Source organism: Streptomyces sp. H39-S7, from assembly GCF_027158205.1.
In the GTDB taxonomy this organism is placed as follows: Bacteria; Actinomycetota; Actinomycetes; order Streptomycetales; family Streptomycetaceae; genus Actinacidiphila.
Genome location: NZ_JAPVLU010000009.1, coordinates 188,422 through 212,120 on the forward strand (window position 1 = coordinate 188,422; position 23,699 = coordinate 212,120).

The 23,699-nt window shown below is 72.0% G+C and carries 22 protein-coding genes and 3 pseudogenes; 7 read left to right on the forward strand and 18 right to left on the reverse strand.

Annotation, left to right across the window (positions count from 1 at the left end):
• Positions 1–12: 12 nt before the first annotated feature.
• The 5 genes from O3X23_RS11315 to O3X23_RS11335 all read right to left on the reverse strand — a co-directional run bounded on the left by O3X23_RS11315 (position 13) and on the right by O3X23_RS11335 (position 3,006).
• Entirely contained in the window at positions 13–1,050 is a 1,038-nt protein-coding gene (locus tag O3X23_RS11315; protein WP_269271155.1) for an iron-containing redox enzyme family protein, read from the reverse strand.
• Entirely contained in the window at positions 1,047–1,301 is a 255-nt protein-coding gene (locus tag O3X23_RS11320; protein WP_269271156.1) for a CDGSH iron-sulfur domain-containing protein, read from the reverse strand. Before O3X23_RS11320 ends, O3X23_RS11315 begins: the two co-directional genes overlap by 4 nt.
• Entirely contained in the window at positions 1,285–1,974 is a 690-nt protein-coding gene (locus tag O3X23_RS11325) for a HemK2/MTQ2 family protein methyltransferase (protein ID WP_269271157.1), read from the reverse strand. The genes O3X23_RS11320 and O3X23_RS11325 overlap by 17 nt, the downstream gene beginning before the upstream one ends.
• Positions 1,975–2,261: 287 nt before the next feature.
• The gene (locus tag O3X23_RS11330) at positions 2,262–2,612 is read right to left on the reverse strand and encodes a PRC-barrel domain containing protein (RefSeq protein WP_269271158.1); all 351 of its coding nucleotides are present in this window, start codon (positions 2,610–2,612) and stop codon (positions 2,262–2,264) included.
• Between the two features lie 169 nt (positions 2,613–2,781).
• The gene (locus O3X23_RS11335; protein WP_269271159.1) at positions 2,782–3,006 is read right to left on the reverse strand and encodes a DUF5133 domain-containing protein; all 225 of its coding nucleotides are present in this window, start codon (positions 3,004–3,006) and stop codon (positions 2,782–2,784) included.
• A gap of 407 nt (positions 3,007–3,413) precedes the next feature.
• On the opposite strand from O3X23_RS11335, the gene O3X23_RS11340 reads away from it, so the two are divergent.
• The 5 genes from O3X23_RS11340 (at position 3,414) to O3X23_RS11360 (ending at position 7,751) form a co-directional block, all read left to right on the forward strand.
• Positions 3,414–4,277, forward strand: coding sequence for an RNA polymerase sigma factor SigF (locus tag O3X23_RS11340; RefSeq protein WP_269271160.1), 864 nt, complete (start codon positions 3,414–3,416; stop codon positions 4,275–4,277).
• A gap of 309 nt (positions 4,278–4,586) precedes the next feature.
• The gene (locus O3X23_RS11345) at positions 4,587–5,642 is read left to right on the forward strand and encodes an acyl-CoA dehydrogenase (protein ID WP_269271161.1); all 1,056 of its coding nucleotides are present in this window, start codon (positions 4,587–4,589) and stop codon (positions 5,640–5,642) included.
• Positions 5,639–6,403, forward strand: coding sequence for a PIG-L deacetylase family protein (locus tag O3X23_RS11350; protein WP_269271162.1), 765 nt, complete (start codon positions 5,639–5,641; stop codon positions 6,401–6,403). The genes O3X23_RS11345 and O3X23_RS11350 overlap by 4 nt, the downstream gene beginning before the upstream one ends.
• Entirely contained in the window at positions 6,400–7,017 is a 618-nt protein-coding gene (locus O3X23_RS11355) for a class I SAM-dependent methyltransferase (RefSeq protein ID WP_269271163.1), read from the forward strand. The genes O3X23_RS11350 and O3X23_RS11355 overlap by 4 nt, the downstream gene beginning before the upstream one ends.
• Complete coding sequence (locus O3X23_RS11360) at positions 7,014–7,751, forward strand: glycosyltransferase (RefSeq protein WP_269271164.1); 738 nt, start codon at positions 7,014–7,016, stop codon at positions 7,749–7,751. The genes O3X23_RS11355 and O3X23_RS11360 overlap by 4 nt, the downstream gene beginning before the upstream one ends.
• A gap of 89 nt (positions 7,752–7,840) precedes the next feature.
• Here O3X23_RS11360 and O3X23_RS11365 read toward each other — a convergent pair whose 3' ends face one another.
• The gene (locus tag O3X23_RS11365) at positions 7,841–8,014 is read right to left on the reverse strand and encodes a CsbD family protein (RefSeq protein ID WP_269271165.1); all 174 of its coding nucleotides are present in this window, start codon (positions 8,012–8,014) and stop codon (positions 7,841–7,843) included.
• A gap of 144 nt (positions 8,015–8,158) precedes the next feature.
• The gene (locus tag O3X23_RS11370) at positions 8,159–8,848 is read right to left on the reverse strand and encodes an HAD family hydrolase (RefSeq protein ID WP_269271166.1); all 690 of its coding nucleotides are present in this window, start codon (positions 8,846–8,848) and stop codon (positions 8,159–8,161) included.
• A 232-nt stretch (positions 8,849–9,080) separates the two neighbouring features.
• Between O3X23_RS11370 and O3X23_RS11375 the strand changes: the two genes are divergently transcribed.
• On the forward strand, positions 9,081–11,141 hold the full coding sequence (locus O3X23_RS11375; protein WP_269271167.1) for a SpoIIE family protein phosphatase: 2,061 nt from the start codon (positions 9,081–9,083) through the stop codon (positions 11,139–11,141).
• Between the two features lie 34 nt (positions 11,142–11,175).
• Here the strand turns inward: O3X23_RS11375 and O3X23_RS11380 are convergent, their stop codons facing one another.
• The 9 genes and pseudogenes from O3X23_RS11380 to O3X23_RS11420 form a co-directional block, all read right to left on the reverse strand.
• Positions 11,176–11,412: a DUF5133 domain-containing protein gene (locus tag O3X23_RS11380; protein ID WP_269271168.1), complete on the reverse strand. Its 237-nt coding sequence runs from the start codon at positions 11,410–11,412 to the stop codon at positions 11,176–11,178.
• Positions 11,413–11,624: 212 nt separating this feature from the next.
• Positions 11,625–12,299: pseudogene (locus O3X23_RS11385) on the reverse strand (ABC transporter substrate-binding protein); the annotation flags it as partial.
• Between the two features lie 116 nt (positions 12,300–12,415).
• Positions 12,416–13,273, reverse strand: a pseudogene (locus tag O3X23_RS11390) (ABC transporter ATP-binding protein); the annotation flags it as partial.
• Positions 13,273–13,497 (reverse strand): annotated as a pseudogene (locus tag O3X23_RS11395) (ABC transporter ATP-binding protein); the annotation flags it as partial. The pseudogenes O3X23_RS11395 and O3X23_RS11390, both read right to left, overlap by 1 nt.
• A gap of 118 nt (positions 13,498–13,615) precedes the next feature.
• A complete protein-coding gene (locus O3X23_RS11400; RefSeq protein WP_269271169.1) occupies positions 13,616–15,163 on the reverse strand; it encodes a carboxylesterase/lipase family protein in 1,548 nt (515 codons plus the stop codon).
• A gap of 194 nt (positions 15,164–15,357) precedes the next feature.
• Complete coding sequence (locus O3X23_RS11405; protein ID WP_269271170.1) at positions 15,358–16,056, reverse strand: GNAT family N-acetyltransferase; 699 nt, start codon at positions 16,054–16,056, stop codon at positions 15,358–15,360.
• Positions 15,989–16,342, reverse strand: coding sequence for a mycothiol transferase (locus O3X23_RS11410; RefSeq protein ID WP_443047820.1), 354 nt, complete (start codon positions 16,340–16,342; stop codon positions 15,989–15,991). The genes O3X23_RS11405 and O3X23_RS11410 overlap by 68 nt, the downstream gene beginning before the upstream one ends.
• A 78-nt stretch (positions 16,343–16,420) precedes the next feature.
• Entirely contained in the window at positions 16,421–17,851 is a 1,431-nt protein-coding gene (locus tag O3X23_RS11415; RefSeq protein ID WP_269271171.1) for a M1 family metallopeptidase, read from the reverse strand.
• A 202-nt stretch (positions 17,852–18,053) separates the two neighbouring features.
• Entirely contained in the window at positions 18,054–18,647 is a 594-nt protein-coding gene (locus O3X23_RS11420) for a dihydrofolate reductase family protein (protein WP_269271172.1), read from the reverse strand.
• 69 nt (positions 18,648–18,716) lie between these two features.
• Between O3X23_RS11420 and O3X23_RS11425 the strand changes: the two genes are divergently transcribed.
• On the forward strand, positions 18,717–19,292 hold the full coding sequence (locus O3X23_RS11425; protein ID WP_269271173.1) for a TetR/AcrR family transcriptional regulator: 576 nt from the start codon (positions 18,717–18,719) through the stop codon (positions 19,290–19,292).
• A 125-nt stretch (positions 19,293–19,417) separates the two neighbouring features.
• Here the strand turns inward: O3X23_RS11425 and O3X23_RS11430 are convergent, their stop codons facing one another.
• Positions 19,418–19,819 (reverse strand): hypothetical protein, encoded by a 402-nt coding sequence (locus tag O3X23_RS11430; protein WP_269271174.1) that lies wholly within the window; start codon positions 19,817–19,819, stop codon positions 19,418–19,420.
• Positions 19,816–23,688, reverse strand: a complete 3,873-nt coding sequence (locus O3X23_RS11435) for a hypothetical protein (RefSeq protein ID WP_269271175.1) — start codon at positions 23,686–23,688, stop codon at positions 19,816–19,818. Before O3X23_RS11435 ends, O3X23_RS11430 begins: the two co-directional genes overlap by 4 nt.
• Positions 23,689–23,699: the final 11 nt, after the last annotated feature.

Sequence of the window (23,699 nt, forward strand, 5' to 3'; positions counted from 1 at the left end):
ACTGTCGTGGGTTCATGACGCGGGCCGGGCGCCGTCCAGTGGTGTTCGCAGCGCTGTGCGGTTGTTGCGCCAGGCGGTCATGATGTGGGCGCCGAGGCGGTCCTCCAAGAAGTTGGTGCTTTCGATGCCGAAGGCGATGTCGGCTTCGAGCGCGGGCTCGTCGGCCAGCAGTCCCCCGATCACCTCGCGGCGGACAACCTGTTCGTGGACGGCGTCGGCCTCCACGTGTTCGTCGTAGAACCGTTCCGCAGCCGCTCCCGCTCCCGTACGCCGCATCGCCTGCGCCATGCGGCGCGACCCCGGCGACGACGTCACCTCCACAGCGGCGAAGTGACCGACCAGCGCGCCGCGCAGGCTGCGATGCAGACCGAACAGCGACATCTGGTTGACCGTCGCGAGGACGGTCGCGGGGGCCGCGTCGAGGTAGTGCCCGTACCTGATGTCCAGGGCAAGGTCCTCCATGAGGTCGGCGTAGAGCCGGGCGTGGAGGTCCTGCGCGCGACCGGCACCGAACTCGTCGAACTCGACGGCGGCCATCGCGGCCTTGGCCCGGCCGTACAGCCGCGGGAGCACCCACGCGTGCGGGTCGGCCTCCTTCAGGTGATAAAGGGACCGCGCCGCCGCGTACTCGCGTACGTGGTCCAGTGAGCCGTCCCGCTGCAGGTAGTGGCTGACCCCGGCATCCTCGCCGTCCGCGACGACGGGCTCGACCAGCAGGCCGGCCAAAGCGTCCTGAGCGCTGGTCACGGAACCGGCGTCGGAGCGCAGGGCATCGAGGAATCGGTCTTCGAGCGCGCGCCGCAGGCGCAGGAGCTCCGGGTCCCACTCCCGCTCGTCGTCCACGCCCGCGAAACCCTGGTAGTGCAGTTCGTACAGCACGTACAGAGCCAGCTGCAGATCCTCGCCGTACGGGTCCGACTCCCGCACGCTTTCCGGACCGGGCAGCTCCGAACGGCCGGACCGGAGGGCGGCGATGACCGCCGCGGACAGTTCGCCTCGTTCCGCCGGCAGTGCGGGGCGGACGCTGCGCGGCTCCTGACAGTCCGTCATCGTCCGACCTCACCAGCGGGAACCGCCGAGGCCGCCGCAGCCTTCTTCTCGTCCGGCTTGGTGCGGCGCCGGTGGCTGGTGTCGCACCACGGGTAGGTCCGACTGCGCCGGCAGGTGCAGATCGCGCAGACGAAACGATCCGACGTTGCGACGCTCCCGTCGTCCGAGATGACTTCCACCGGCCCCTCCACCAGCAACGGTCCTTCCGGGTCGACCGTGATACGGCGTGCTCGCTCAGGCGTGTTCGGCACGGATGATCACCAGCTCTTCCCGGTTCTGTCCTTCACGCAGCAAACCGCGCGCCCGCAGCCAGGGCAACCGGGAACGCAGCACCGGCCCGAAGGGCACGAGCGCCCGCTCACTGACGGTCGCGTGCATCCCCGCCTGTGCCAGCCGCCGCACCGTCGCCTCCGCGTCGCACAGGCCCGAGTGCACCAGCAGCAGCGCTCCCCGCGGCCGCACCGCCTTGGGCGCCAGGTCGCAGATCCGGTCCACCAGGGCCCGTCCGTCGGTGCCCGCGTCCCAGGCGCGCGCCGCACCGTGCCGTGGCGGCACCCCATCGGGGGCGGGCACGTACGGGGGGTTGCTGAGCACCAGGTCGTACGGGCCCCGGGACACCGCCGCGGTGAGGTCGCCGCGCTTGACGGTCACCCGCTGACGGCACAGGAAGGCGTTCAGCCGGGCTGTCAGCACCGCTCGCCGTGCGATATCGACCGCCGTGACCTGCCCACCCAGCTGCGCCGCGCGCACCGCCAGCGCACCGCTGCCCGTTCCCAGGTCCAGCACCTCGCTGCCGGGGCGCAGCCGCTCCCGCTCCAGCGCCGCCATCAAGAAATGTGTGTCGTACTGAGGGACGTACACGCCCGGCAAGGTCACCATCCGCGGCGCGCGTCCCGGCGCCGGCAGCTGCAGGTCAACGGTCATGAACATCCTCCGCTCTGGAAAAGCACGAGAGCGAACCGAACTCGTAGCCAACTCTCCGCGCACTCCCCGACAACCGCCACGGGAGAGGTAACCCTCCGTGACGGAGCATCTCGTTCGTGCTGCGCACGGGTCTCGTAGTCGCCGTGTTTCTCGACTGCCCCAGGCGTCACACCGCACACGCAGGAGATGGCAAAACGTTGCTTCCTCACCCAAACCGGTCGGTGGCGCACGCGACGGCGGCCCACCGGAGCATCCGGTGGGCCGCCGCTGAGCGGGTATGCCGTGCGTCAGTCGCGGGGTGTGCCGTAGTAGCCGCCGACCTGCTGGTGATAGCCGGCGTCGCCGAGGTGCTTGTCCTTGTCGAACTCGGGGGCGTCCTTGATCTCGTCCTTGGTGCGCGACACGAACACCGTCTTGTTCTCGTGGTCCACGCGCGAGATCGTGCCCGCCGGGAGCAGTACGGACTTGCCGAAGATCCACACGCCCGTGTCGACGACCAGGTACGCGGCGCCGACCTCGTCGGAGTGCTTGTCGACCTTGCCGATGTGACCGTCGGTCGCCTCGACCTTGTACCCCGTCACGTCCGCTTCCGTCTGGTAGCCGGAGTCCGCCCCGTATCCCCAGATGTTGTCGCTCATCGTGCGCGTCCTTCCCTCGCCGTCACGGAAGCCCAAAACTGAGCCAATCGCCAGAAAGCGTCCAGCGCTTCCCAAAAGACCGGCTACCCGCCCCCATCACGGCCACACGTGCGTCCTTTCAGCCATCCGCCGGGCGGGGCCGGCCATCAGCCGTGCGAAGGGGGCGGTGTCAGGCCGCAGTGGTCAACTGCTGCGCGGACGCGCCGCAGTGGCGGTGCGCGACGCGCAGCGCGTCACCGATGTTCCGGGTCCCGGTGGAGACGCACAGCGTGTAGGTGGTGTCTTCCAGCCGCCGACGGTCTTCGGACGTCGCGGCCCCGGCGGCTTCGAGCGCCCGCAGTTCCTCGTAGCGGTTGATCAGCCGCTGCAGCGTGGCGGGGTGTGGCATCAGCATGACGGTGTCTCCTTCAGCGCCGAGTTCTTCGCTCATCAGGTGCCCCGGATCAGAGATCGACGGGACGGGAGAACGAGGCACCATCGCCCGGCCGCCGCTTGGCAACCGCGGGCCTACGGTTCCCAGAAGCGCGTGTCTCCCGTGCCGCTCCTACCCAGCTCTCCGGACAGCACACTGCCCTGCGAGTCGATGGTGACGGACGCGACAGTAGCCAGGGGCCGTGAGATTGTCTATTGTGTTCACGATAGTTTTTCATGCACCATGAGAGCAGCCTAGAGGCCGGGGGCGCGCAGGACGCGAGAGCCGCGGTTCGCGGGCGCGGGAAGTGAAGATGCCGGTGTGCGGTCCGGTTCTGGGGGTACGTGGCGCCCAGTCGCCGTACCGAACCAACAGGATGAGGAGCAGTCATGACGATCACCACGGCCGCGCAGACCACCGTCACCGCTCCGGCATCGCGCCCTGAGCCGCTGCCGTGGATCGAGGACGCGGGGAAGATCGCCCCGGCCGACGCACGGGAGCTGTCGAAGCTGTTCTTCGACCGTCTGCAGTCACTGGAGGAGGGCACCCAGGAGTACCAGTACGCCCGCAACACGCTCATCGAGCTCAACATGGCCGTGGTCACGTTCGTCGCGCGCCGCTACCGGAACCGCTCGGAACCGCGCGAGGACATCATCCAGGTCGGCACGATCGGCCTGATCAAGGCCATCGACCGGTTCGAGCTGAGCCGCGAGGTCGAGTTCACGACCTTCGCCATTCCCTACATCTCCGGTGAGATCAAGCGGTTCTTCCGAGACACCAGCTGGGCCGTCCACGTCCCGCGCCGCCTCCAGGAACTGCGTCTCGAGCTCGCGAAGGCCACCGAGGCGCTGTCCGACCGGCTGGAACGGGAGCCGACCGTCGCGGAACTCGCGGCGCTCCTGGAGATCACGCCGGAAGAAGTCACCGAGGGCCTGGTCGCGTCCAACGGCTACACCGCCGGGACTCTGGATCTGCCCCTCGGCGGCGACGACAGCGGCGACAACGACAGCCTGCTGGCCGACCGTATCGGCGACATCGACCCGGCCCTGGAGGGGGTGGAGAACCTTCTCGCCCTCAAGCCGCTGATCGCCGCCCTGCCCGAACGCGACCGCCGGATCCTGAACATGCGCTTCGGCCAGGAGATGACCCAGTCGCAGATCGGAGCCGAACTCGGCGTGAGTCAGATGCACGTCTCCCGGCTGCTGAACCGCACCCTCAGCCACCTGCGCGACCACCTGACGGCAACAGCTTGACCTGCGATGACGCCGGCGGAGCAGCGTCTCCCCGACAACGTGTGTGGGGACCCCGGAGCCCCGCCGGCTCCGGGGTCCCCACGCGACCACTGCTCGCCGGCACGGCCGCGAGGGCGGCGGCGACAGCCGCCGCGCCGCGCCGAAGGGGCGCGGCCTACACCCCGGTGTCCCGGGTAGTCGGCGACTGACCATCCCCTGCCCCGGGGTGCAGCCGCCCGGTGGCCGGGTCAGAGTGGAACGGTGCGCCGGGCGGCCGGACAGCGGTCATCGGCTGTCCGTGACGTACGGCCCCGACGTCGAGGAGCATTGATGCCGGAGACAACCTACCCAGCGGCTGCGGCACGTGCCGCGGGCCCGCCGCCCGACGGCGCGGTTCCCAGCGGGTTCACACCTCAGGCCGCGCGTCAGGAGACGTCGCAGGCGTTCTCCCGGCTGGTCGCGTCGCTCGCGGCGGGGGATCTGGAGTTCCCGCTGCCCGGATCGGGACGGACCGGCGACCGCTTCGCCGCGCTGCGCTCCGTCGCCGAGCAGGACCTGTGCCTGGCGCGGTTGGCCGAAGGACACGCGGACGCGCTGGCCATCCTCGCCGAGCTGGACGGTCCGGTGCCCGGTGCGTCCGAACGGTGGGGGGTGTGGGCCGCCGAGCCGCCGGGCGACGGGGTGACGGCCACGCGCGTCGGCGACGGGTGGGAGCTCGACGGTCTCAAGCAGTACTGCTCCGGGGCGCACAGCTGCACGCACGCCCTGGTGACCGCCACGGCCGGCGACGAGCGGCGGCTGTTCGCGGTGGAAGTACGGTCCCCCGGGTGCGGCCCGGTCGAGGACTCGTGGCAGGCCATCGGCATGGCGGGCAGCGACACCCCCGATGTGCGGTTCCGTGCGGTCGCCGCCGTGCCGGTCGGGCGGGCCGGGGAGTACCTGACGCGCCCGGGCTTCCAGCACGGCGGCATCGGCGTGGCCGCCTGCTGGTACGGCGGCGCCCGCGCGGTGGCCGCGACCCTGCACCGCGCGGCGGCCGGACGGGGACCGGATCCGCACACCGACGCGCACCTCGGGCACATCGACATGCAGCTGCACGCCGCGCAGGCGGTGCTGGAGCGGGCCGCCGCCGAGATCGACCGGGATCCGCTGGACCTCGAAGGCGGGGCCAGAGTGCGCAGTCTGCGGGTGCGGGCCCTGGTCGAGGCGGTGTGCACCGAGGTGCTGACCCGGGTGGGCCGGGCCACCGGGGCCGGGCCCCTCTGCCATGACGTACGCCATGCCCGGAACGTCTCCGACCTGACCGTGTACATCCGCCAGCACCACGCCGAGCGGAACCTGGCCGAACTGGGTGCGCTCATCGCGCGCCCGGAGGGGTCCCGGTGACGCCACCCGGCAACGAGGCCGCCGCGGCCGCGATCGACGCGCCGGGGACGGATGAGGCCCTGTGGCGGGCCTGGCCGGTTCTGCGCTCCTTGCCCGCGGTGGACCTGCCGGCGAGCGGCCGCGTCGTGATCGTGGCCGCGCATCCGGACGACGAGGTGCTGGGTTTCGGCGGGTCGATCAGCTTGCTGGCCGCCGCGGGGACGGAGCTGACGGTGGTGTCCGTGACCGACGGGGAACGGTCGCACCCGGACAGCAGCGTCGTCAGCGCGTCCTCGCTGGCCGCCATCCGGGCCACCGAGACCCGGCAGGCGCTCAATGAACTGGGAGCGGAGCGGGCCCGGGTGATCCGGCTCGGCGTACCCGACACCGAGGTGGCCGGCCAGGAGGTCCCGCTGGCCGCCGAGCTCGCCGGTCTCCTGCGCGGCGCGGCCCTGTGCGTGGCGCCCTGGACCGGAGACCTGCACGCCGATCACGAGGCGGCGGGGCGGGCAGCCGTGCGGGCGGCTGAGGTGGCGGGGGTGCCGTGTCTGCTGTATCCCGTGTGGATGTGGCACTGGGCCCGGCCGGACGATCCGCGCGTGCCGTGGGAGAGCGCCGCCCGCATCGCCCTTCCTCCGGTGAACGCGGCCCGCAAGGCAGCCGCCGTGGAACGGTTCGCCAGCCAGATCCGCCCTCTCGGACCGGGCCCGGGAGACGCGGCGATCCTGCCGCCGGACGAGACGGCCCACCATCTGCGCGACTTGGAGGTCGTTTTCCGTTGAGTACCGCCGCGTCCTACTTCGACGACATGTACCGCGGCTCCGAGGACCCGTGGAGCCTGGCGAGCCGCTGGTACGAACAGCGCAAGTACGACCTCACCGTGGCCGCGCTCCCCCGGCCCCGCTACCGATCCGCCTTCGAACCCGGTTGCTCGGTCGGCGAGTTGACCGCCCGGCTGGCCGAGCGGTGCGACGAAGTCCTGGCGTGCGACCGGGTCGGGAGCGCGGTCGCCTCCGCCACGCGGCGGACCGCGCAGCTGCCCCGGGTGACCGTCCGGCAGCTGACCCTTCCCGAACAATGGCCCGCGGGAACCTTCGACCTCATCGTGCTGTCGGAACTCCTCTACTACTTCGACGCCCACGACCTGACCCGGCTGCTGGACCGCACGGTCGAGGCCCTGGAGCCCGGCGGGACGCTCGTCACCGTCCACTGGAACCATCCGGTGGAGGAACACGCGCGGACCGGCGACGACCTGGCCGTGATTCTGGCCGGCATCCCGGAGCTGGGGCTCCTGGCGAACCATCGCGAGGACGACTTTGTCCTGCAGGTATTCGGCCGCGCCCATACCGACGGCGGCCGTCCCCTGTCGCCCGCCGCGCGTGAGGGCCTGGTGTGAACGCCGCAGCGATCGCCGTCGTCATTCCGGCGCACAACGAGCAGCTGCTGCTGCCGCGCGCCCTCGACGCGCTGGAGGTGGCCCGCCGTCATCCGGCCCTCGCCGGGGTCCGGATCGTGACCGTGGTCGCCGCCGACAGCTGTCGCGACCGGACGGCGGCGCTGGCCCGCGAGGCCGGAGCCGAGGTCGTGGAACTCAGCGGCCGGAACCCCGGCGCGGCCCGTGCGGCGGGGGTCGCGCACGCGCTGGCCGTGCTCGGCACGCGGCCGGCGCGAACCTGGATCGCGACGACCGACGCGGACAGTGCCGTCCCGCCGGACTGGCTGGCACGGCAGGCCGGACATGCGGGCGAGGGCTGGGAGGCGGTGGTCGGCACCGTACGGGTGGAGAGCTGGCCGCCGCACGCCGCAGCGCTCGCCGCGCGGTTCGAGGAACTGTACGAGGCCTCCCGACCCGCGGCCGGACTGCACTGGGAGCATCCGCACGTCCACGGCGCCAACCTGGGCGTCGCCGCCAGCGCCTACCTGCGCATCGGGGGGTTCCCGCCCCTGACCGTGGGCGAGGACCGAGGTCTCGTCGCGGCACTCGAACGGGGCGCCCACCGCGTCCTGCGCACGGCGGACTGCACGGTGGTGACGTCGGCCCGCCTGCGCGCGCGGGCCAGGGGCGGCTTCGGCGACCATCTGATCGGGCTGGCGATGCCGGAGGGTGCGCGAGCCGAAACAGCCGGTTGACGCCACGTCCGGTAGGAGCGCGCAGCGCTTCCGCACGCGCGAGGGCCGCAGCCAGCGCTGGCTGCGGCCCGGAGTTCGCGGTATCCCGCTCAGTCCTTGAAGGCGTCCTTGATGTGCTCCCCGGCCTGCTTCACGTCGCCCTTGGCCTGGTCGGTCTTGCCTTCGGCTTCGAGGCGCTCGTTGCCCACGGCCTTGCCGGCTGCTTCCTTGACCTTGCCCTTGGCCTTCTCCGCAGTGTTCTCGGCCTTGTCTTCGGTGCCCATGAGGTCTCCTCCACTATCGGTACGGGGTGATGCACTCAGCCGCCTACCCCGGGCCTCCACCTCCATACCAGGAGATAGCGGACTTGGACCGAATGATCCCCGAAGATCCACCGGACGGCCCCGCCTGGATCCGCAGGGCGCCCTTCAGAGTCGCTTCGGGTCGCTCAGAGCGCTGTCGTCGAGCCGTGCCAGCAGATCGCCCGGGCTCTCGTAGACCTGCTCCGCCCCGGCGTCCAGAAGTTCCTGACGGGAGATTCCGCCGGACAGGACGCCGAGAGAGCGGACTCCCGCCCGCTGTGCCGCCCGCGCGTCCCAGAGCGCGTCACCCACGAAAACCGCCCGCTCGGGCGGTACGCCGGCGCGCTCCAGAGCCACCCGCACGAGGTCGGGCGAGGGCTTGCTGGCGTCCACGTCGTCGGCTTTGGTACTCGCGTCGATGGCATCGTCCGCGCCCAGCGCCTTCCTCATGACGTCGAACTCCTTGCCCGAGGCGGAACTGGCAAGGACCACGGCCCAGCCCCGATCGGCGCAGGCACGCAGCAGGTCGGCCGCGCCGTCCAGCGGAGGCAGGCGCGTCCAGTACTGGGCGTAGAGCGCGTCGTGCGCCGCGCTCAGTCCTTCGTCCTCGTCGCGGTCCCGGTCCTCGCCGAGCAAGCGGTCGAGCAGGTGGTCGGAACCCATTCCGATCGTGCGGTGGATCGACGCCATGGGCACCTGGTGCCCCTTCTGCCGAAACGCCTCCCACCACGCCACGGTGTGCAGGTAGACCGTGTCCATCAGGGTGCCGTCCACATCGAACAGCACGGCACCGCCTGCCTGCTCCGAATTCACCACCACTGCCTCCGTTGTGCTCGCTGAACAGCCAGCCTGCTGACGTCCTCCCTCGTGTACCCGAAGCCCGAGACCCCCACTCACGGCGGAAACACCACGCCACCCGGACAGTGGGGTCGGCCGCCGGCGATCGCGGACCTCCGTCCGGTGAGGTCGTGACCAAGGTCCCGTGCCCGGATGCCCTGGGCAGGGAACCCTTGAAGAGGCCGCCGCCCCCTGCCGAGTGGATGACACGATGACGACTGCGATCGAGTTTTCCGGGAACAACCAGGACGAGAGCTCCGAGGACGAGGGCGCCCTGGCATCCGGCACCGCCTGGCTGACGGTCTCCGTCCTGCCCACCGGAGGCGAACCGGGCGGGGGCCGGATCGTGGACGCGAGTCGCCGGGCCTGCCGGCTTCTGGAGCGCGACGCCGACGCGATCACCCAGCACCCGTTCACCGCACTCGTCACCGACGGCAGCCGGCACATCGCCCGGTCACTGCTGATGGCAGGAGGCCGGTCCGGCGCCGGGGACGAGACGGTGACCCGTCAGCCGGTGGAGTTCGAGCTGTCCGAGGGCAGCGTCATCTGCATGGTGTCCGCCACCCGCGTGGGCACGGCGTACCTCGAAGGACGCGGCGAGGACGACGAGGCGGACATCCTCCTCATCCGTCTCGAGGAAGGGCGCCGCTGGGACAACTGGGAGACCCTGCGCATCGGGGCGGTGCTCTCCGGCGAGTCGCTGTGGATGTACGACGAGGACGAAGACCGCCTCAGCTGGCTCGACGGCGAGCAGGTCCACAACAGGATCGGCCCGGGACAGAGCCTTGACCTGGACGGCTTCCTCGCCACCCTGCACACGGAAGACCGCGACCGGGTGGCCGAGGTCTTCCACGAGCTGCGGCGCGGCGAACGCGACCGGGTCGACATCGACTACCGCGTCTCCGAGGGACCGGAGCACCTCCGCTGGCTGCGCACCCGCTCCCGCATGATCCGCTTCGGATTCGGGGGCCCGCGCCGGATCGTCGGCACCACCGCGGACACCACAGCGAGCGTCGAACGGCACCGCGCCCTCCGTGAGGCCTACGCCTCCGAGCTGAGGCGCGGCGACCTGGTCGCGGAGCTGTCCGCGTCCTTCATCGCGGCGTCGACCGAGGCGGAGCTGACGGACGCGATCCTCCACCGCCTCGCCCCGGCCTTCGGCGGGACCGGCACCCTGCTCGTGTTCGTCGACGACGACCGGCTCCGGGTGACGTTCGGGGACGGTATCGACCCCGCCCTCGCCCACTCCCTGAACGGGCTGCCCCTGGACGCGCCCAAACCGCTGGCCGAGGCCATCCGCACCGGGCGCCCGCAGTTCATCGCCAGCCGGGACGACTACCGCGCGACCTGGCCCATGGCGCACAGCCTTCTGCACGCCACCGGCGCCGAGTCGTTCGTGATGGTCCCGTTCCTCGCCGGCGCCGGCCGCCCGCTCGGCGGCTGGGTGATCGCCTACAACCGGCCGCGCCACCTCACCCCCCAGGAATGGACGCTGCTGGGCGCGCTCGCGAACCTGGCCGGCCAGGCATGGGAACGCATCCGCCTGCACAGCGTCCGCGTCGAACTCGCCAACGCCGTCCAGCGCAGCATGCTCCCCCAGCGCCTCCCCGCCCTGCAGCGACTGGAGATCGCGGCACGCTACGTCCCCGCCAGGACCGGTCTCGACGTCGGAGGCGACTGGTACGACGTCATCGACCTCCCCGGCGGCGCGGCGGCCTGCATCATCGGCGATGTGCAGGGGCACAACGTGACCGCGGCGGCCCTGATGGGCCAGGTGCGCACGGCCATGCGCGCGTACGTCTGGCAGGATCCCGAACCCGATCACGTCCTGGCGTGCACCAACGAACTGATGCTGCGCATGGGCGTCAAAGCGTTCGCCACCTGCCTCTACGTTCTGGTGACCGCGGACGGCCTGCTGCGCACCGCCCGTGCGGGCCACGTCCCCATGGTGCAGGCCGGTCCGGACGGCACGGCGGTGGTCAACGAGGGGCCCGGCGGACTTCCGCTGGGCGTCCTGCCCGAGGCCACCTACCCGATCGTGGAGTACACCCTGCCCGAGGGCGGAATGTTCGCCCTGGTCACCGATGGCGTGGTCGAGGGGCCGCGGCTCTCGGTGGACGAGGGCCTGGCCCGGCTGGGCGACACCCTGCGTGACCGGGCGGGTTCCCCCCTGGACGAACTCGCCGACCGCGCGATGGGGCCGGCCCGCGCGACCGGCCACGACGACGATTCCGCGCTGCTGCTCGTCCGGCGCAACGGCGTGACCCGGTGAGCGTCGCCGCGCCCAGCGCGCCACGCAGGGGCGCTCAGGCTGCGGCGGTCCGGCGGACGGCGACACCGGGGAAATCGCAGTCCAGTTGTTCTCTCGCCGCGGTCAGGGCGGCGTCCACGTCCTGACTGTCCGTCGACACGCACAGGGTGAACGCGGCGTCCTGCAACTGCTGTTGGATCCGGGGTCCCACAGCCTGGTGGTGAGCGAGGGCCGCGAGGGCCTCGTACTGCTCGACCAGTTCCCTCATCACCAGGGGATGGGCCATCAGCATCGTTGTTTCCTCCTCGCGCGGCACGGAATTCGCTGATCGGCTTCCCCGCTCGGACCGACGCATGCACCCCCTTCGCGCCGACCTTCGAAGGAGGCCGAACACCGGAGCAACCGGCCACGGCGGGACCGGAACTCCGGGCCCACCGTGGCCGGGCGTCAGCGCGCGAGGCGCGCCAGCAGGGAACCGCGGATCTCGCCGGCACGGATGGCCGCGTACGGCGTCGCCATGACGGCGGTGGCCTTGGCGAACTCGGGGTGCTGCTTCTGGGCCGTGCTGAAGGCACTCTTGACGCCCTCGACGAGCGTCCTGGCCTCGGCCTGCTTGCCGAGCGCCTTCCCGATGGTCTCGGTCTGCTGCTGCCAGGGGATGCCGAAGTCGTTGAACTCCTTGGGCTGCGCCACGACCGGCGCGAACTTCGACAGCGTGTCGTACTGGGCCTTCGTCAGGCCGGAGTACAGGGCGATGATCAGATCGGGCCGCAGGGCGGCGATCTTCTCGGTCTGGGGCCCGGTCCCGGTGTCCTTGAGCACGGTCGGCACGGCCGCGCCGCCCAGCTTGCTCTGCGCCCAGGGGCCGATGGCGCCCTTGTAGCCGCCGACCCACTCCGTCGTCGCGACCGGCACCTTGCCCAGCGCCAGCACGGCGTCCTGGTCGGTCAGACCGACCGTGACGATGCGCTTCGGCTCGGACTTGACGGTCGTACTGCCGTACTTGTGCGCGATGGTGACGGGGAAGGCACCGGCGTCGGCCGTCTTGCCGCTACCAGTGGACGGGGAGCCGGAACCGGTGCCGGAGTCGGACGAGCCGCAGGCGGCCACCCCACCCGCGAGCAGCAGTACGGAGGCGAGCCGTCCGGCGAACCGGGTGGCTCTCTGGGCGCGGGACATCACATGATCCTTCGGTTCGGGTTCGGGTTCGGGTTCGGCTTCGGGTTCGGGTTCGGGTCCTGGGGGACCTCCGGCCGGCGATCAGTGCCGGCCGGAGCTACGACTGGTTGCCGGGGTTACGGCCGGTGGTCCGCGGCGGGTCCGGCATCTCGGCTCGGTACCGCGGTGCTTCGGTGCTGTGACCAGGCCTGCCACAGGACGGCATAGGGTCCCCCGGCGGCGCGCAGCTCGCCGTGGCTGCCGCTCTCGACGACCCGGCCGTTCTCCAGGACGACGATCCGGTCGGCGGCCGCGGCCTGGCTCAACCGGTGCGCGACGACCAGCGCGGTGCGGCCTTCCAGAGCCCGCTCGGCAGCCTGCTCCAGCAACTGCGCGCCGGAACTCCCGGCCTCGGCCGTGGCCTCGTCGAGGACCGCGACCGGCGGATCGGCCAGCACCAGCCGGGCCAGCGCCAGCTGCTGCGCCCGGTCGGCGGTCAACCGGTGGCCGCCGTCGCCGACGACGGTGTCGAGCCCGTCCGGCAGGGCGTCGACCCAGCCCAGCGCGCCCACCCGCTCCAGCGCCTCGCGCAGTTCCTCGGGGTCGGCGTCCGGCCGGGCCAGCCGCAGGTCGTCGGCGAGCGGACCGGCGAAGACGTGCACCTCCTGGGTGACCAGCGCCACCGCACGGCCGGCCTCGCCCGGCTCGCTGCCCGCGATGTCGATCCGGCCGGCGGTCGGGCGGTGAATGCCGACGACGAGCTTGGCGAGGGTGGTCCTGCCCGCCCCGCTGGCACCGACGAGGGCGACCTTCTCCTTCGGCCGCAGGACCAGGTCCACGTCGTGCAGCACGGGCCGGCCGGGCAGGTAGGCGTGGCCGACACCGGTCAGGGTGACGGTCGGGACGCCGCGCGGTCCCTCCGGCGCCGCACCGGCCGCTTCCTTCGGTACCGGCTCGTCGACCACTCCGACCAGCCGGGCCAGCCCGGCCGCGGCGACAGCCCGACGTACACGACGCCGAGCAGGAGCAGCCAGCGCACCAGCGCGCCGGTGTCGCCCTTGGCCACCGCCTGGTCGATCACGACGCCGATCAGCACCGGCACCAGGGCTTCGCCCAGTTGGTGCCCGGCGCCCAGAACGGCCCCGGTGCACACGTCGCGCCGTTGCCCCCCGACCGCCCGCCCCAGCACGTCTCGCCCTCGCGGTCCCTCTGCTCCCACCGGCACACCTTCCGGACCCAGCCCTACCCGAATGTTAGGTAAGGCTAGTCTAAGTAAGTGCTCTCCGGTCAAGCCGTCGGGACGGCCCGTCCCGACGGCCGGCGACGATCCCGGGGCGCTAGCGGCCGATCAGCGGCACCGCCGGGAAGGTGTGGTCCTGCCAGATCAGCCGGGAGGTCTCCTCGGGGTAGGCGGTGACCACCGACCGGGTGTCGAAGAGCTGCACGAGGCGTCGACCGGCGTCGTACGCGGGCCAGCCGGGGTCGCCGTGGGCGGCGAACGCGGTCCACGCGGCGCGCATGCGGGCGGACAGTTCCTCCGCCTCCGCGGACGGGCTCTCGCCGAACAGCAGGGCGGGCCCGCCGCGGTCCAGGTTGCCGAAGACGAGCGGCACGTCGAGGCCGTGACAGGCGCCGAGCACACCGCCCATACCCGGTGCCGGCCACGTCAGCTCGCAGACGTGGGCACGGCCCCCGCCCGCGATCTGGGCTTCCGCGAGGTGGAGGGAGGGCATGCGGAACAGCCAGTCGGATTGGACGAGTTCGTACAGCTCGTCCGGGCCGGCCGTCGGAAACCCCTCGCGGTAGCAGAGCGCGCCGTCCCGGCCGGGGCCGAAGACGGCCAGAGCGGTCTCCGCCTGCTCCTGCGTCACCTGGCCGAGCCGTCCCTCGAGGAGGGTGAGCAGACGCTGTTCGTCGCGGGTGTGGCTGACGAGGAGCTCGATGTCCCGTCCGGCGCCGTCGGCCAGGGCCTGCCACGGTGTGACCGGCAGCGTGTCCCCGTCGACGACGGGCGAGTACGGGATCGACCGGTGCGCGATCCGGCCCCAGCGCTCCGCCCACTGGACCGTCTTGGCGCCGACCGCGTCACCCGCGGCGGACAGCCGGGGCGGTGCCGCGGCCGACAGGTCGGCGAGGGTGGGCTTCAGCCCCAGCTCCGCCGCGCAGGCGGTGGCGATGTCGGCGGCGAGCTCGGGTGAGAAGAACGTGCCCGGCACACTCTGTGCGACGGCCCGCCCGAAGAGCCCGGCCGCGCGCGGCATCGCCAGCAGAGCGGCGATGGATCCGGCGCCCGCGGACTCCCCGAAGAGCATGACGCGGTCCGGGTCACCGCCGAAGGCCCGGATGTTGTCGCGGACCCACTCCAGGGCGGCGACCTGGTCCAGCAGGCCCCGATTGGCGGGCGCGCCCTCGATCCACCCGAACCCCTCAGGACCCACCCGGTAGTTGAACGTCACCACGACGACGCCGCCGTCGCGTGCCAGACGGCCGCCGTCGTACTCGGGGAGACCGGACATACCGACCACGTAGGCGCCACCCTGGATCCACACCATCACCGGCAGGCCCGCGCCCGGACCCGGGTCCGGTGACCAGACGTTGACCGTCAGCCAGTCGTCGCCCACCGCGTCCCGCGACATCGCGGCCATGCCCAGAGCGCCGCCCTGAGGGGGCGGCGGACCGTACTCCAGGGCCGGCCGCACGCCGTCCCACCCCCGTACCGCCCGCGGCGCGGCGAAGCGCAGCGGGCCGACCGGCGGCTCGGCGAACGGGATGCCGCGGAAGACCGCTACCCCCGCCTCGCGGCTGCCGCGCAATGCCCCGCCCGCCGCACGGACTTCGGGCCGGGCTCCGGACGGATCGGACGGCTCGGACGCGGCAGCACGCATCACAACTCCTCGCGGGGCAGGTTCGTGGCGGCCCGGACACCACGCACGCGCGGCCGGCCGGACTCTCCGGATCCTCCCGCCGCACTCCGATGCCCGCCAGTCATTTACAGCAGGCGGGAACCCGTACAGGAGCCCGGCGGCCGGCGGATTCCTCCGGCCGGGCAGCGCCGCGACGTCCGGACCTGCCCCGGCGGTCAGAAGTCGACGCGCATGACGACCCGGCGCAGCGTCGGCGCGCTCACCTCCGTGAAGCCCGCGTCGGCGAAGACGTTCCGGCTGCCCACATGGAGCTCGCCCCAGGTGATCTCCACTCCGGGCCGGGTGATCATCGGATACGCCTCGATCGCGCGAGCGCCCCGCTCGCGGGCGAATCCGATGGTGGCGCGGGCGAGCGGGTAGGTCAGACCGCGTCCGCGAAAGTCCTTGCGGACGACGAGGCACGTCACCGCCCAGACGCCGTCGTCGGCCTTGTCCTCCTGCCGTCCGGTCCACGGGACCCGGGTGCGCATCAGTCGGGGGAAGGCGGTGCGGGGCTCGACCGCGCACCAGCCGGCCGGCTCCCCGTCCCAGTAGGCCACCAGTCCGCTCGTCGACGACGCCCCCGCCTCGTCGCAGCCGGTCTGCTCTCGCAGCCGCTCGGCGCGTTCGGCGAGGGGGACCGACGTCCACTGGTCGCCGAGGATCTTGAACCGCTGGCACTGGCACTGGACGGATAGTCCGTGGTACCGAAGATCGCCCGCAGGTCGTCCCAGGACGCCTCGTCGGCGGGAACGACCCTGACCCGGCCGTCCGCGGCCGGTCGGCCCGCGCCGGACACCGACGGCGTCACTCCGGGGCGTCCTCTCCGACCAGTCCGTCGACGGACTCGCGCAGGAGATCGGCGTGCCCGACATGACGCGCGTACTCCTCGACGAGATCGACGAGCAGCCGCCGCAGGCTGGGTGAGCCCCCGCCCGGGTGGACGACCGCCGCTATGTGCCCCGGGCCCCCGTCGGCCACGGCCTGCCGCACATGGGCGCGCGACCGGGACACCGCGTCCCGCCAGAGCGTCAGGAGCTGCTCGGGGGTGTCCTCGGCGGCGGTGCGCCACTCCCAGTCGGGATCGGCTTCCCAGTCCACGGCGTCCCACGGCGACGCGGGCCGGAGCCCGAGCAGCTTCTGCGAAGAGGCCTTGCGCACACTCGGTGAACGCCTGTTGCGGGCAGCCGGCGGTGGTGTCCCGGAGGCCGGGAGCCGCTGACATCCGCACGCACCCGGTCAGGGCCGGGACGGCTTGCCCGCCGTGTCGATCCACGTGTGGAACAACCCGCCGAGGTGCTTGCCGGACTGACGCTCCGCGAGGTGGATGAACTGGGCGGTGGTCCCGTGACCTTCGCGGTGGTCGGTGGCCCAGGCGCGCAGGATCCGGAAGAACGTCCGGTCACCGACCGTCTGGCGCAGCTTGTGCAGCGCCATGGCGCCGCGGGAGTACACGGGTGCCTCGAAGATGTGCTCCCCGCTGCCGGGGTCCCCGGGCGGGAACGACCACAACTCGTCGTCCTCGGGGGTGGTGTACAGCTCGTCGAAGGTCTTCTGTGCGCTCTGGCCGCCGTGCTGCTCGTCGTACAGCCACTCGGCGTAGGTCGCGAAGCCCTCGTTGAGCCAGATGTCCTTCCACGTGGTGAGGGAGACGGAGTCCCCGAACCACTGGTGCGCACTCTCGTGCACCAGGGTGCCCAGGTCCGGCGCCCGGTCGTACACCGGCCGGGTCTGGGTCTCCAGCGCGTATCCGACCTGCGGTGCGTGGTCCACGATGGCTCCGGCGCCGCGGAACGGATACGGGCCGAAGAGCTTGCTCTCCCAGTCCAGCACCGACGGCAGTTTCTTGAGCACCGGTGCCGCGGCGGCCGCCTCGCGGGGGTCGACGGCGTTGTAGATCCTCAGGCCGCCCGGAGTGGTGAACTGCTCCACCTTGAACGTGCCGACGGTGGCGGTGGCCAGGTACGCGGCCATCGGCTCGGATTGCCGCCAGCGGAAGGTGGTCCGTCCGCCGGTGGTCGTCTGCCCGAGGAGGACCCCGTTGGCGACGGCGCTGCGCCCCTGGGGGACGGTGACGGTGAAGTCGTAGCTCGCCTTGTCCAGCGGGTGGTTGTTGGCGGGGAACCAGGTCATGGCACCTTGCGGTTCTCCGGCGACGAAGGCTCCGTCGTCGGTGGGGATCCACCCGTCCAGGGAGCCGTCCGGGTCGGTGACCGGCTGCGGTATGCCCGCGTAGGTGACGGTGGCACGGAACTCGCGGTCCTTCCCGATGGTGTGCCGCGGGGTGACCACGAGTTCCTGCCCGTCGCGGCGGAAGGACGCGGCGGCCCGGTCGACCGTGATGCTCGTGACCTTCAACCCGTTCAGATCGAGGTTGAAGCGGTTGAGCTGCTGGGTGGATCGCGCGGTGATGACCGCGCGCCCGTCGAGATGGCCCGTCGCGGGGTCGTAGCCGAGGGTGAGGTCGTAGTGCTCGACGTCGTAGCCCCCGTTGCCCGCCAACGGGAAGTACGGGTCGTTCACGCCGGGCGAGCCCGCGGAGGCGGCTGCCGCGGGCCCGGCGGCGCCGGCGAGGAGCGCCACGACGGCGATGGGGATACCTGCCGCGACAAGGGTTCCTCGGCGGCGGAGGGCCGAGCGCCGGACGGGCTGCTGCAGGGGTGGCGTCACAAGTGCTCCTTCGAACGCGGACCGGGGACGGGGGTGTGCGGCGGCGAACCCCCGTCCGGTCCTTGCTGGTCTTCACAGGTGTCGCCACCTGTAGTGATCAGTGTTGAGGGAAATCCGCACCCGCACCAGTGATCGGAGCAGACTGCGGCGAGCCCGGCCGGCCCCGCCTCGCGGCGGGCGGATGCGGTGAGCCCCCAAGGGGTCAGCGCCGGGCGAACTGGGTGATGGTGACGTCGTTGTCGAACGAGGTGCGGTCGGTGACCTTGAACAGGGTGGGGTTGAACTCCCCGTTGAAGGCCGCGATCCCGGCTCCGGCGACGACGGGATAGCTCTTGATGACCAGCTCGTCGATCTCGGGCAGCAGCGCGCCGGCGAGCTGTCCCCCGCCGCAGAGCCAGATGTCCCGGTCCCCTTCCTCCTGCTTGAGCTCTCGGACCAGGGCGACCGGATCCCTGTCGCCGACAACGGTGACGGCGGGGTCGGTGTCGGGGGCGAGGGTGCTCGACACGACGTACTGACGCAGGTGGGCGTAAGGGCTCGTGAAGCCCGCGTCCAGGCCGGGGCGGTAGGCACCCAGGCCCATCAGCACCGTGTCGAAGCGCGGGTTGGGGGTGTCCGCCAGACCGTGGGCGGCGCGCAGGAAGGTCGGGACGGTCTCGGGGAAACGGGCGTTGGTCCATTCGATGTAGGCGGCGGCCTGCTTCTCGTCGCCCTGCGGGTAGAAGTCGAATTCTCCGCCGGGGCCGGCGATGTAGCCGTCGAGGGTGACCGCGACGTAGTACACGAGCTTTCGCATACAAGAACCTCATCTATAGTACTGTGATTGAAGTGGTATCACCGTAGTACTACATCTGGAGTGGTGTCAATGGCGCGCAGGAACGACGAGCGACGGACGGCCCTCATCGACGCCGCGATCGAGGTGCTGGCCGACGTGGGGGCGCGCGGGCTGACCTTCCGGGCGGTGGACACCGAGGCCGCCGTGCCCGTGGGCACCGCCTCCAACTACTTCGCCACGCGCGACGACCTGCTCACCCAGACCGGCGCCCGGGTCTACGAGCGCCTGCAGCCCGAAGAGGCCACGACCGTCCGGCAGCGGACCGGCGCGTCGGACCGGGACACGTACGTGATGCTGATGCACGAACTGGTCGACCGGGTCAGCGCCTTCCGCACCGGCTACCTGGCGCTGCTCGAACTGCGCCTGGAAGCCACCCGCCGCCCCGACCTGCGTGCCGTGCTGACCGAGCGGGTCCGGGCCGATCTCGACGCGAACGTGGCCTACCATCTGGCGGCCGGACTGCCGGGCGACGAGACCTCCGTCAAACTGCTCTACCTGGCCTTCAACTGGCTGATCGTCGAGCAGCTCACCCTGCCGGGAGTCTTCTCACCGGCCGACCGCGAACAGCTCGTCACGGCGGCGGTCGACCGCATCGTGCAGGCGTGAAGGCGTGACGCCCACCCGCCGATCCGCGGGGCCCGAACGCGCGTCGGCCCGCCGGAATGTTCCGGCGGGCCGACGGTCCGTGCGGTGGGCCCCTCCCTGGGAAGAGACCCACCACCACGGGGGCGCTACTGCGGCGAGGTCGCGTCCGACAGCGCTTGGACGAGACTCAGCGCCAGGGCGTCGAGGTTCTCCCGATGGAAGCCCAACTTCACGTGGAAGTTCTCCGCCGAGAAGTACGTCGAGCTGATGAGGAACATCGTCGCGGCCGCCGTCAGTGCCGCGTGCACGGCGTGCAGCTCCCGCAGGTCCAGGACGTACTCGCGGGTGGTCCGGTGATCACCGGCGAGCTTGTCCACCAGCACCCCGACCCCGTCCCGCCCCATGCCGAGTTGCACGGTGAGGGCGGCATCGGAGAAGTACTGCTCCGCGAGCAGGGCCAGCGCGTTGACCATGGCGTCCGACTGGGGCCAGGTGAGGCGCACGCGGTACGCCTCACCTTCACGGGTCAAGCTGATGCGGGTCCTCATGGCAGGGGAACGTACTTTCGCAGGAAGTTGGCCTCGGTCATCGAGTACCCGTGGATGAACCGGGCGTTGATGATGATAACGACACCCCCGTGCTGGGGGTCCCACACCGTGCGGTTGCCGGTCGTCGGGTCGACGTGGGTCGCCTTCCCGCGCCACTTGGCGAAGTAGGCGGCCAGCTTGTCGTAGTCCATCCCGATACCGGGAATCGTGTGGTCGGCCGCCTCCTTGGGCGTCCCCTGGTGGATCTTCTTGTAGTTGTAGTCCACGCCGTCGGCGGCATCCGTGCCGTAGCGCTTGTCGAGGTCGTCGAGGACCTCGATGTCGAGCTCGCCGTCACCGTCGTGCGTGCTGCCGTCGTGCCCCTCGATGTCGCACTCGTCCGCGGCGGCCGAGGCGTGTGCGGAGGCCTGGATCACTCCGGTGCTCGCGAAGCCGCCCGAGGACGGCACGAAGGTCGCCGCGCGCAGTGGCGTCTTGCACGGCGGCTTGTAGTCCGGCTCCTTCTTGACCTTCTCGATCAGCTTGCGGAGCCGGTCCAGGGTGCGCTTGCCCGCGGCGGAGGCCTCGAAGAACTTGGTGAGACCCGTGCCGATCTTCACCATGGCGGCGGCCACGGCCTCGAACTTCAGGATCAGCAGCGCGTAGCTTCCGGCGTTGACCAGGGTCCACAGGCAGGCTTCGATGTCGCCCTTGCTGAAGCACGCCTTCGCGTCGGTGTACCCGACGAGATCCAGGATGATCCCGGCGCCGTTGGCCTTGATCCAGTCGATGACGTCCTGAGCGGTCACCGCCTTGGCCGCGCGCCACTCATCGACGCAGACCTGGCCGCAGGTCTTCAGGAGGATGGCCTCCTCGTCGGCGGTGAGGTCGGCTCCGGTGTCCGGTGCGCCGTTGACGCGGGCGGCCCGGTTGGCCTCGATCCGCTTGCGCTGTTCCTCCTCCGCGCGCGTGGCGGCCTGGTCGGCCTCCGTCGCGCTGGTCTGGGCGTTGGCCGCGGCGGTCTCGGCGCCGGTGGCGTCCCGCTCCGCCGCCGTGGCGATGGTGCCGGCCTGGGTGGCGTCGGCCTGGGCCGCGTTGGCGGCGCCGCGCGCGCTGGCGGCATCCTGTTCTGCCTCGGTGGCCGAGGCCCGGGCGGCCGTCGCCTCACCGGCGGCGACGCCCGCGGCGGCCTTGGCCGCAAGGGAGTCCGCGATCGCCTGCCGGTCGTATTCGACGGTGTTGGTCTCTGCCTTGGTCGCCGCCGCGGCGGCGGTCGCGGCCGCGGCTGCCGAGGCGCGGGCCTGGCTGAGCGAGGCGGCCGCCTTGGACGCGGAATCCGCGGCTTCGGCGGCGGCGGTGGCCGCGGCCTTGGCGTCACCCGCGGCCTGGGCGGCGAGCGCCTTGGCCTCGGTGGCGGCCTTCGCCGCCTGCGCGGCCTTCGCCGTGGCCAGGGCGGCCTGTTGCTCGGCCGCGGTCTTGGCGGCCTGGCCGCTCAGCACGGCAAGGCCGGCTGAGGCGTCGGTCTCCTTGTAGGGCGATCCGAGCTCGATCGCGTCATTCGCCGGATTGATCACCTGGGCCGCGCTGTCACGGGCAGCCACGGCGGCCTGCGCGGTGGCGTAGGCGAATCCCGCGGTGCGTACCGCGGAGGCCGCGGCCAGGACCGCTTCGCTCTGCGCCGCCGTCGCGTTCTGGCGGGCGATGATGGACTGAGCGGCCGCCTCCTGAGCCAGCAGCTCGGCGGCCTTGACGTTCTGCGCGGCGCCCTCGGACGCGGCGATGGCCTCGGCGGCCGCCGCGTGCGCCTTCTTGACCGCCGCCCCGGTGATCACCACGTCGGCGGCGGCGGCCTCGGACGCGGCCTGGGAGCGCGCGGCGGCGCCGCCGGCCTGGGTCGCCGCGGTGCGAGCCGCGACGGCGGCCTCGCCGGCCTGCCCGGCGGCGGTGTTCGCGCCGGCCGCGGCAGTGGCGGCCTGGTTGGCCGCGGTACGTGCCTCAGTGGCGGCCTGACGGGCCGCGCCGGCCGAGCTGGAACCCTCGGCCGCTGCCGCGGCGGCTTCCAGTGCCCGTGCCCTGGACGCCGTCGCGTTCTTGTTGTTCTCCGCCGCGACGGCCTGGTCGCGGGCCGTGGCGGCCCGGATCTCGGCTGCCACGGCCGCGCCACGCTGCGTCTCCGCGGTCGATCCCGCGGTCTGCGCGGCGCTCAGTGCGGTTGCCGCGGCGGTGCGCTGCTGCTGAGCCGTGGCCTCGGCGGTGGCCGCCTTGGCCCGCTCCGCGTCCGCCGTCGCGCGGAAGGCGGCTGCCTTGTCGCGCTCGGTCTCGGCGGTGGCGCGCTTGGCCTTCGCGTCGGCGGCGGCCTTCTGCGCGGTCTTCTCCGCGGCCTCGGCCTTGGCCTGCGCGGCCTTGGCCTTGGTCGCGTTCTCCGCGGCCTTGGTGGCCTGCACCGCCGCGCCGTCCGCGGCCGCCTTCGCCTGAGCGGCTGCCTCCTGAGCGGCCATCCGGCGGAACTCGGCCGCCGACGCGTGCGCCTGGGTCTGCGCCAGCGCGTTGAGGGTCTTGCTGTCGGCGGCCGAGGCGCGGGTGGCGTTGGACGCCGTCTCCGTCGCCTTCGCCACCGCCACGGCGGCGGCCGCGGACGCCCGGGTCACCTGAACGGCCTGCTGACCGTAGAGGAGCCCACGGCCGCGGGGCAGCCCGGCGGCGTCCGCGATGCCGTACGCGGTCTGCTGCGCGGCGATGGCGGTGGTGGCGTGCCGCTGGGCGGACTGAGCGGCCCGCGACGCGACGAACAGCCGTCCCAGCGCCATGGCCTGCGCCTTGATGATGTCGGCCTTGACCTTGGTGAACACGGCCGCTGCCGGGTAGGACAGGCCGGCGCCGGCGGGGGTCTGCTTCAGCCAGTAGGCCTGCCAGTCCGCGAGGCGGCTGGCGATCGTCGACTGGCCGAGCGCCTCACCCAGCGCCTGCGTGGCGACCTGCAGGTCGGCGGAGGCCTGGGCCTCCTCACCGAGGATGGTGTCCCGCTGGGTGCGCTGGCCGTTGATCTCCTGCTGCCACTCCGCGGAAGCGGTGATCAGCTCCGAGGTCAGCACGTGGTGCGGGTCGGGCGGGTTGTGCGTGGTGCAGGACGCGAAGCGCGCCTTGAGCGCCTCGACGTCGACCCGGTACTCCATGCTCGCCGGGTCGGGGGCGCTGGTGGGGAACCCGCCGTTCTGCAGGAAGATCCGCGCGTCGTCGGCGTACATGGGATGCATGAACTGCATCTCCCACTTCCACGCCGTCCAGTCCTCGTAGTCCTCGTGCCGGTCCTCGGAGTACCGGGTGGTGGCGATCTTGGTCACCGCGGCCACGGAGTCCGCGTTGGCGACCGGAGCCTGGTCCTCGTGGAACAGGTCGTACTCGGACTGCCAGAACTGGTCGGCGATCCACCCCGACAGGCCCGTGGCGTTGAAGGGGTTGTCCTTGTCCTCGATCCACTGGAATCCGGTGTAGGTGTAACCGGCCGGGGGCTCGATCTTGAGGGACTTCTCCCACTCGAGGTGGCGGTCGCCCAGTTCGTCCATCTTGGCCGAGGCGGACGCCCTGTCCTTGTTGTACGCACCGTCCAGCGGTGGTCGCGGATCCTCGTAGTACGCGGGGTTGGCGGCCTGCAGCAGTTCGGCGTCAGTGCCGTTCAGGCCGCCGCGGGCGACGGACTTCATCTCCTGCCCGCCCTTGCGCTGCATGAGATTGAGCAGACACTGGGCCGTGCGGGTCTTGGCGGCGGCGTCCAGGTCGAAGCCCGGTGCGTCCTCGAGCGCGCCCACCGGCACGGCCCGGTGGAGGGGCTGGATCTGGCTGCCGGTGAACGTCACGGCGGCGACGGTCACCAGGGCGGTGGAGGCGAGCATCCGCCCCAGGA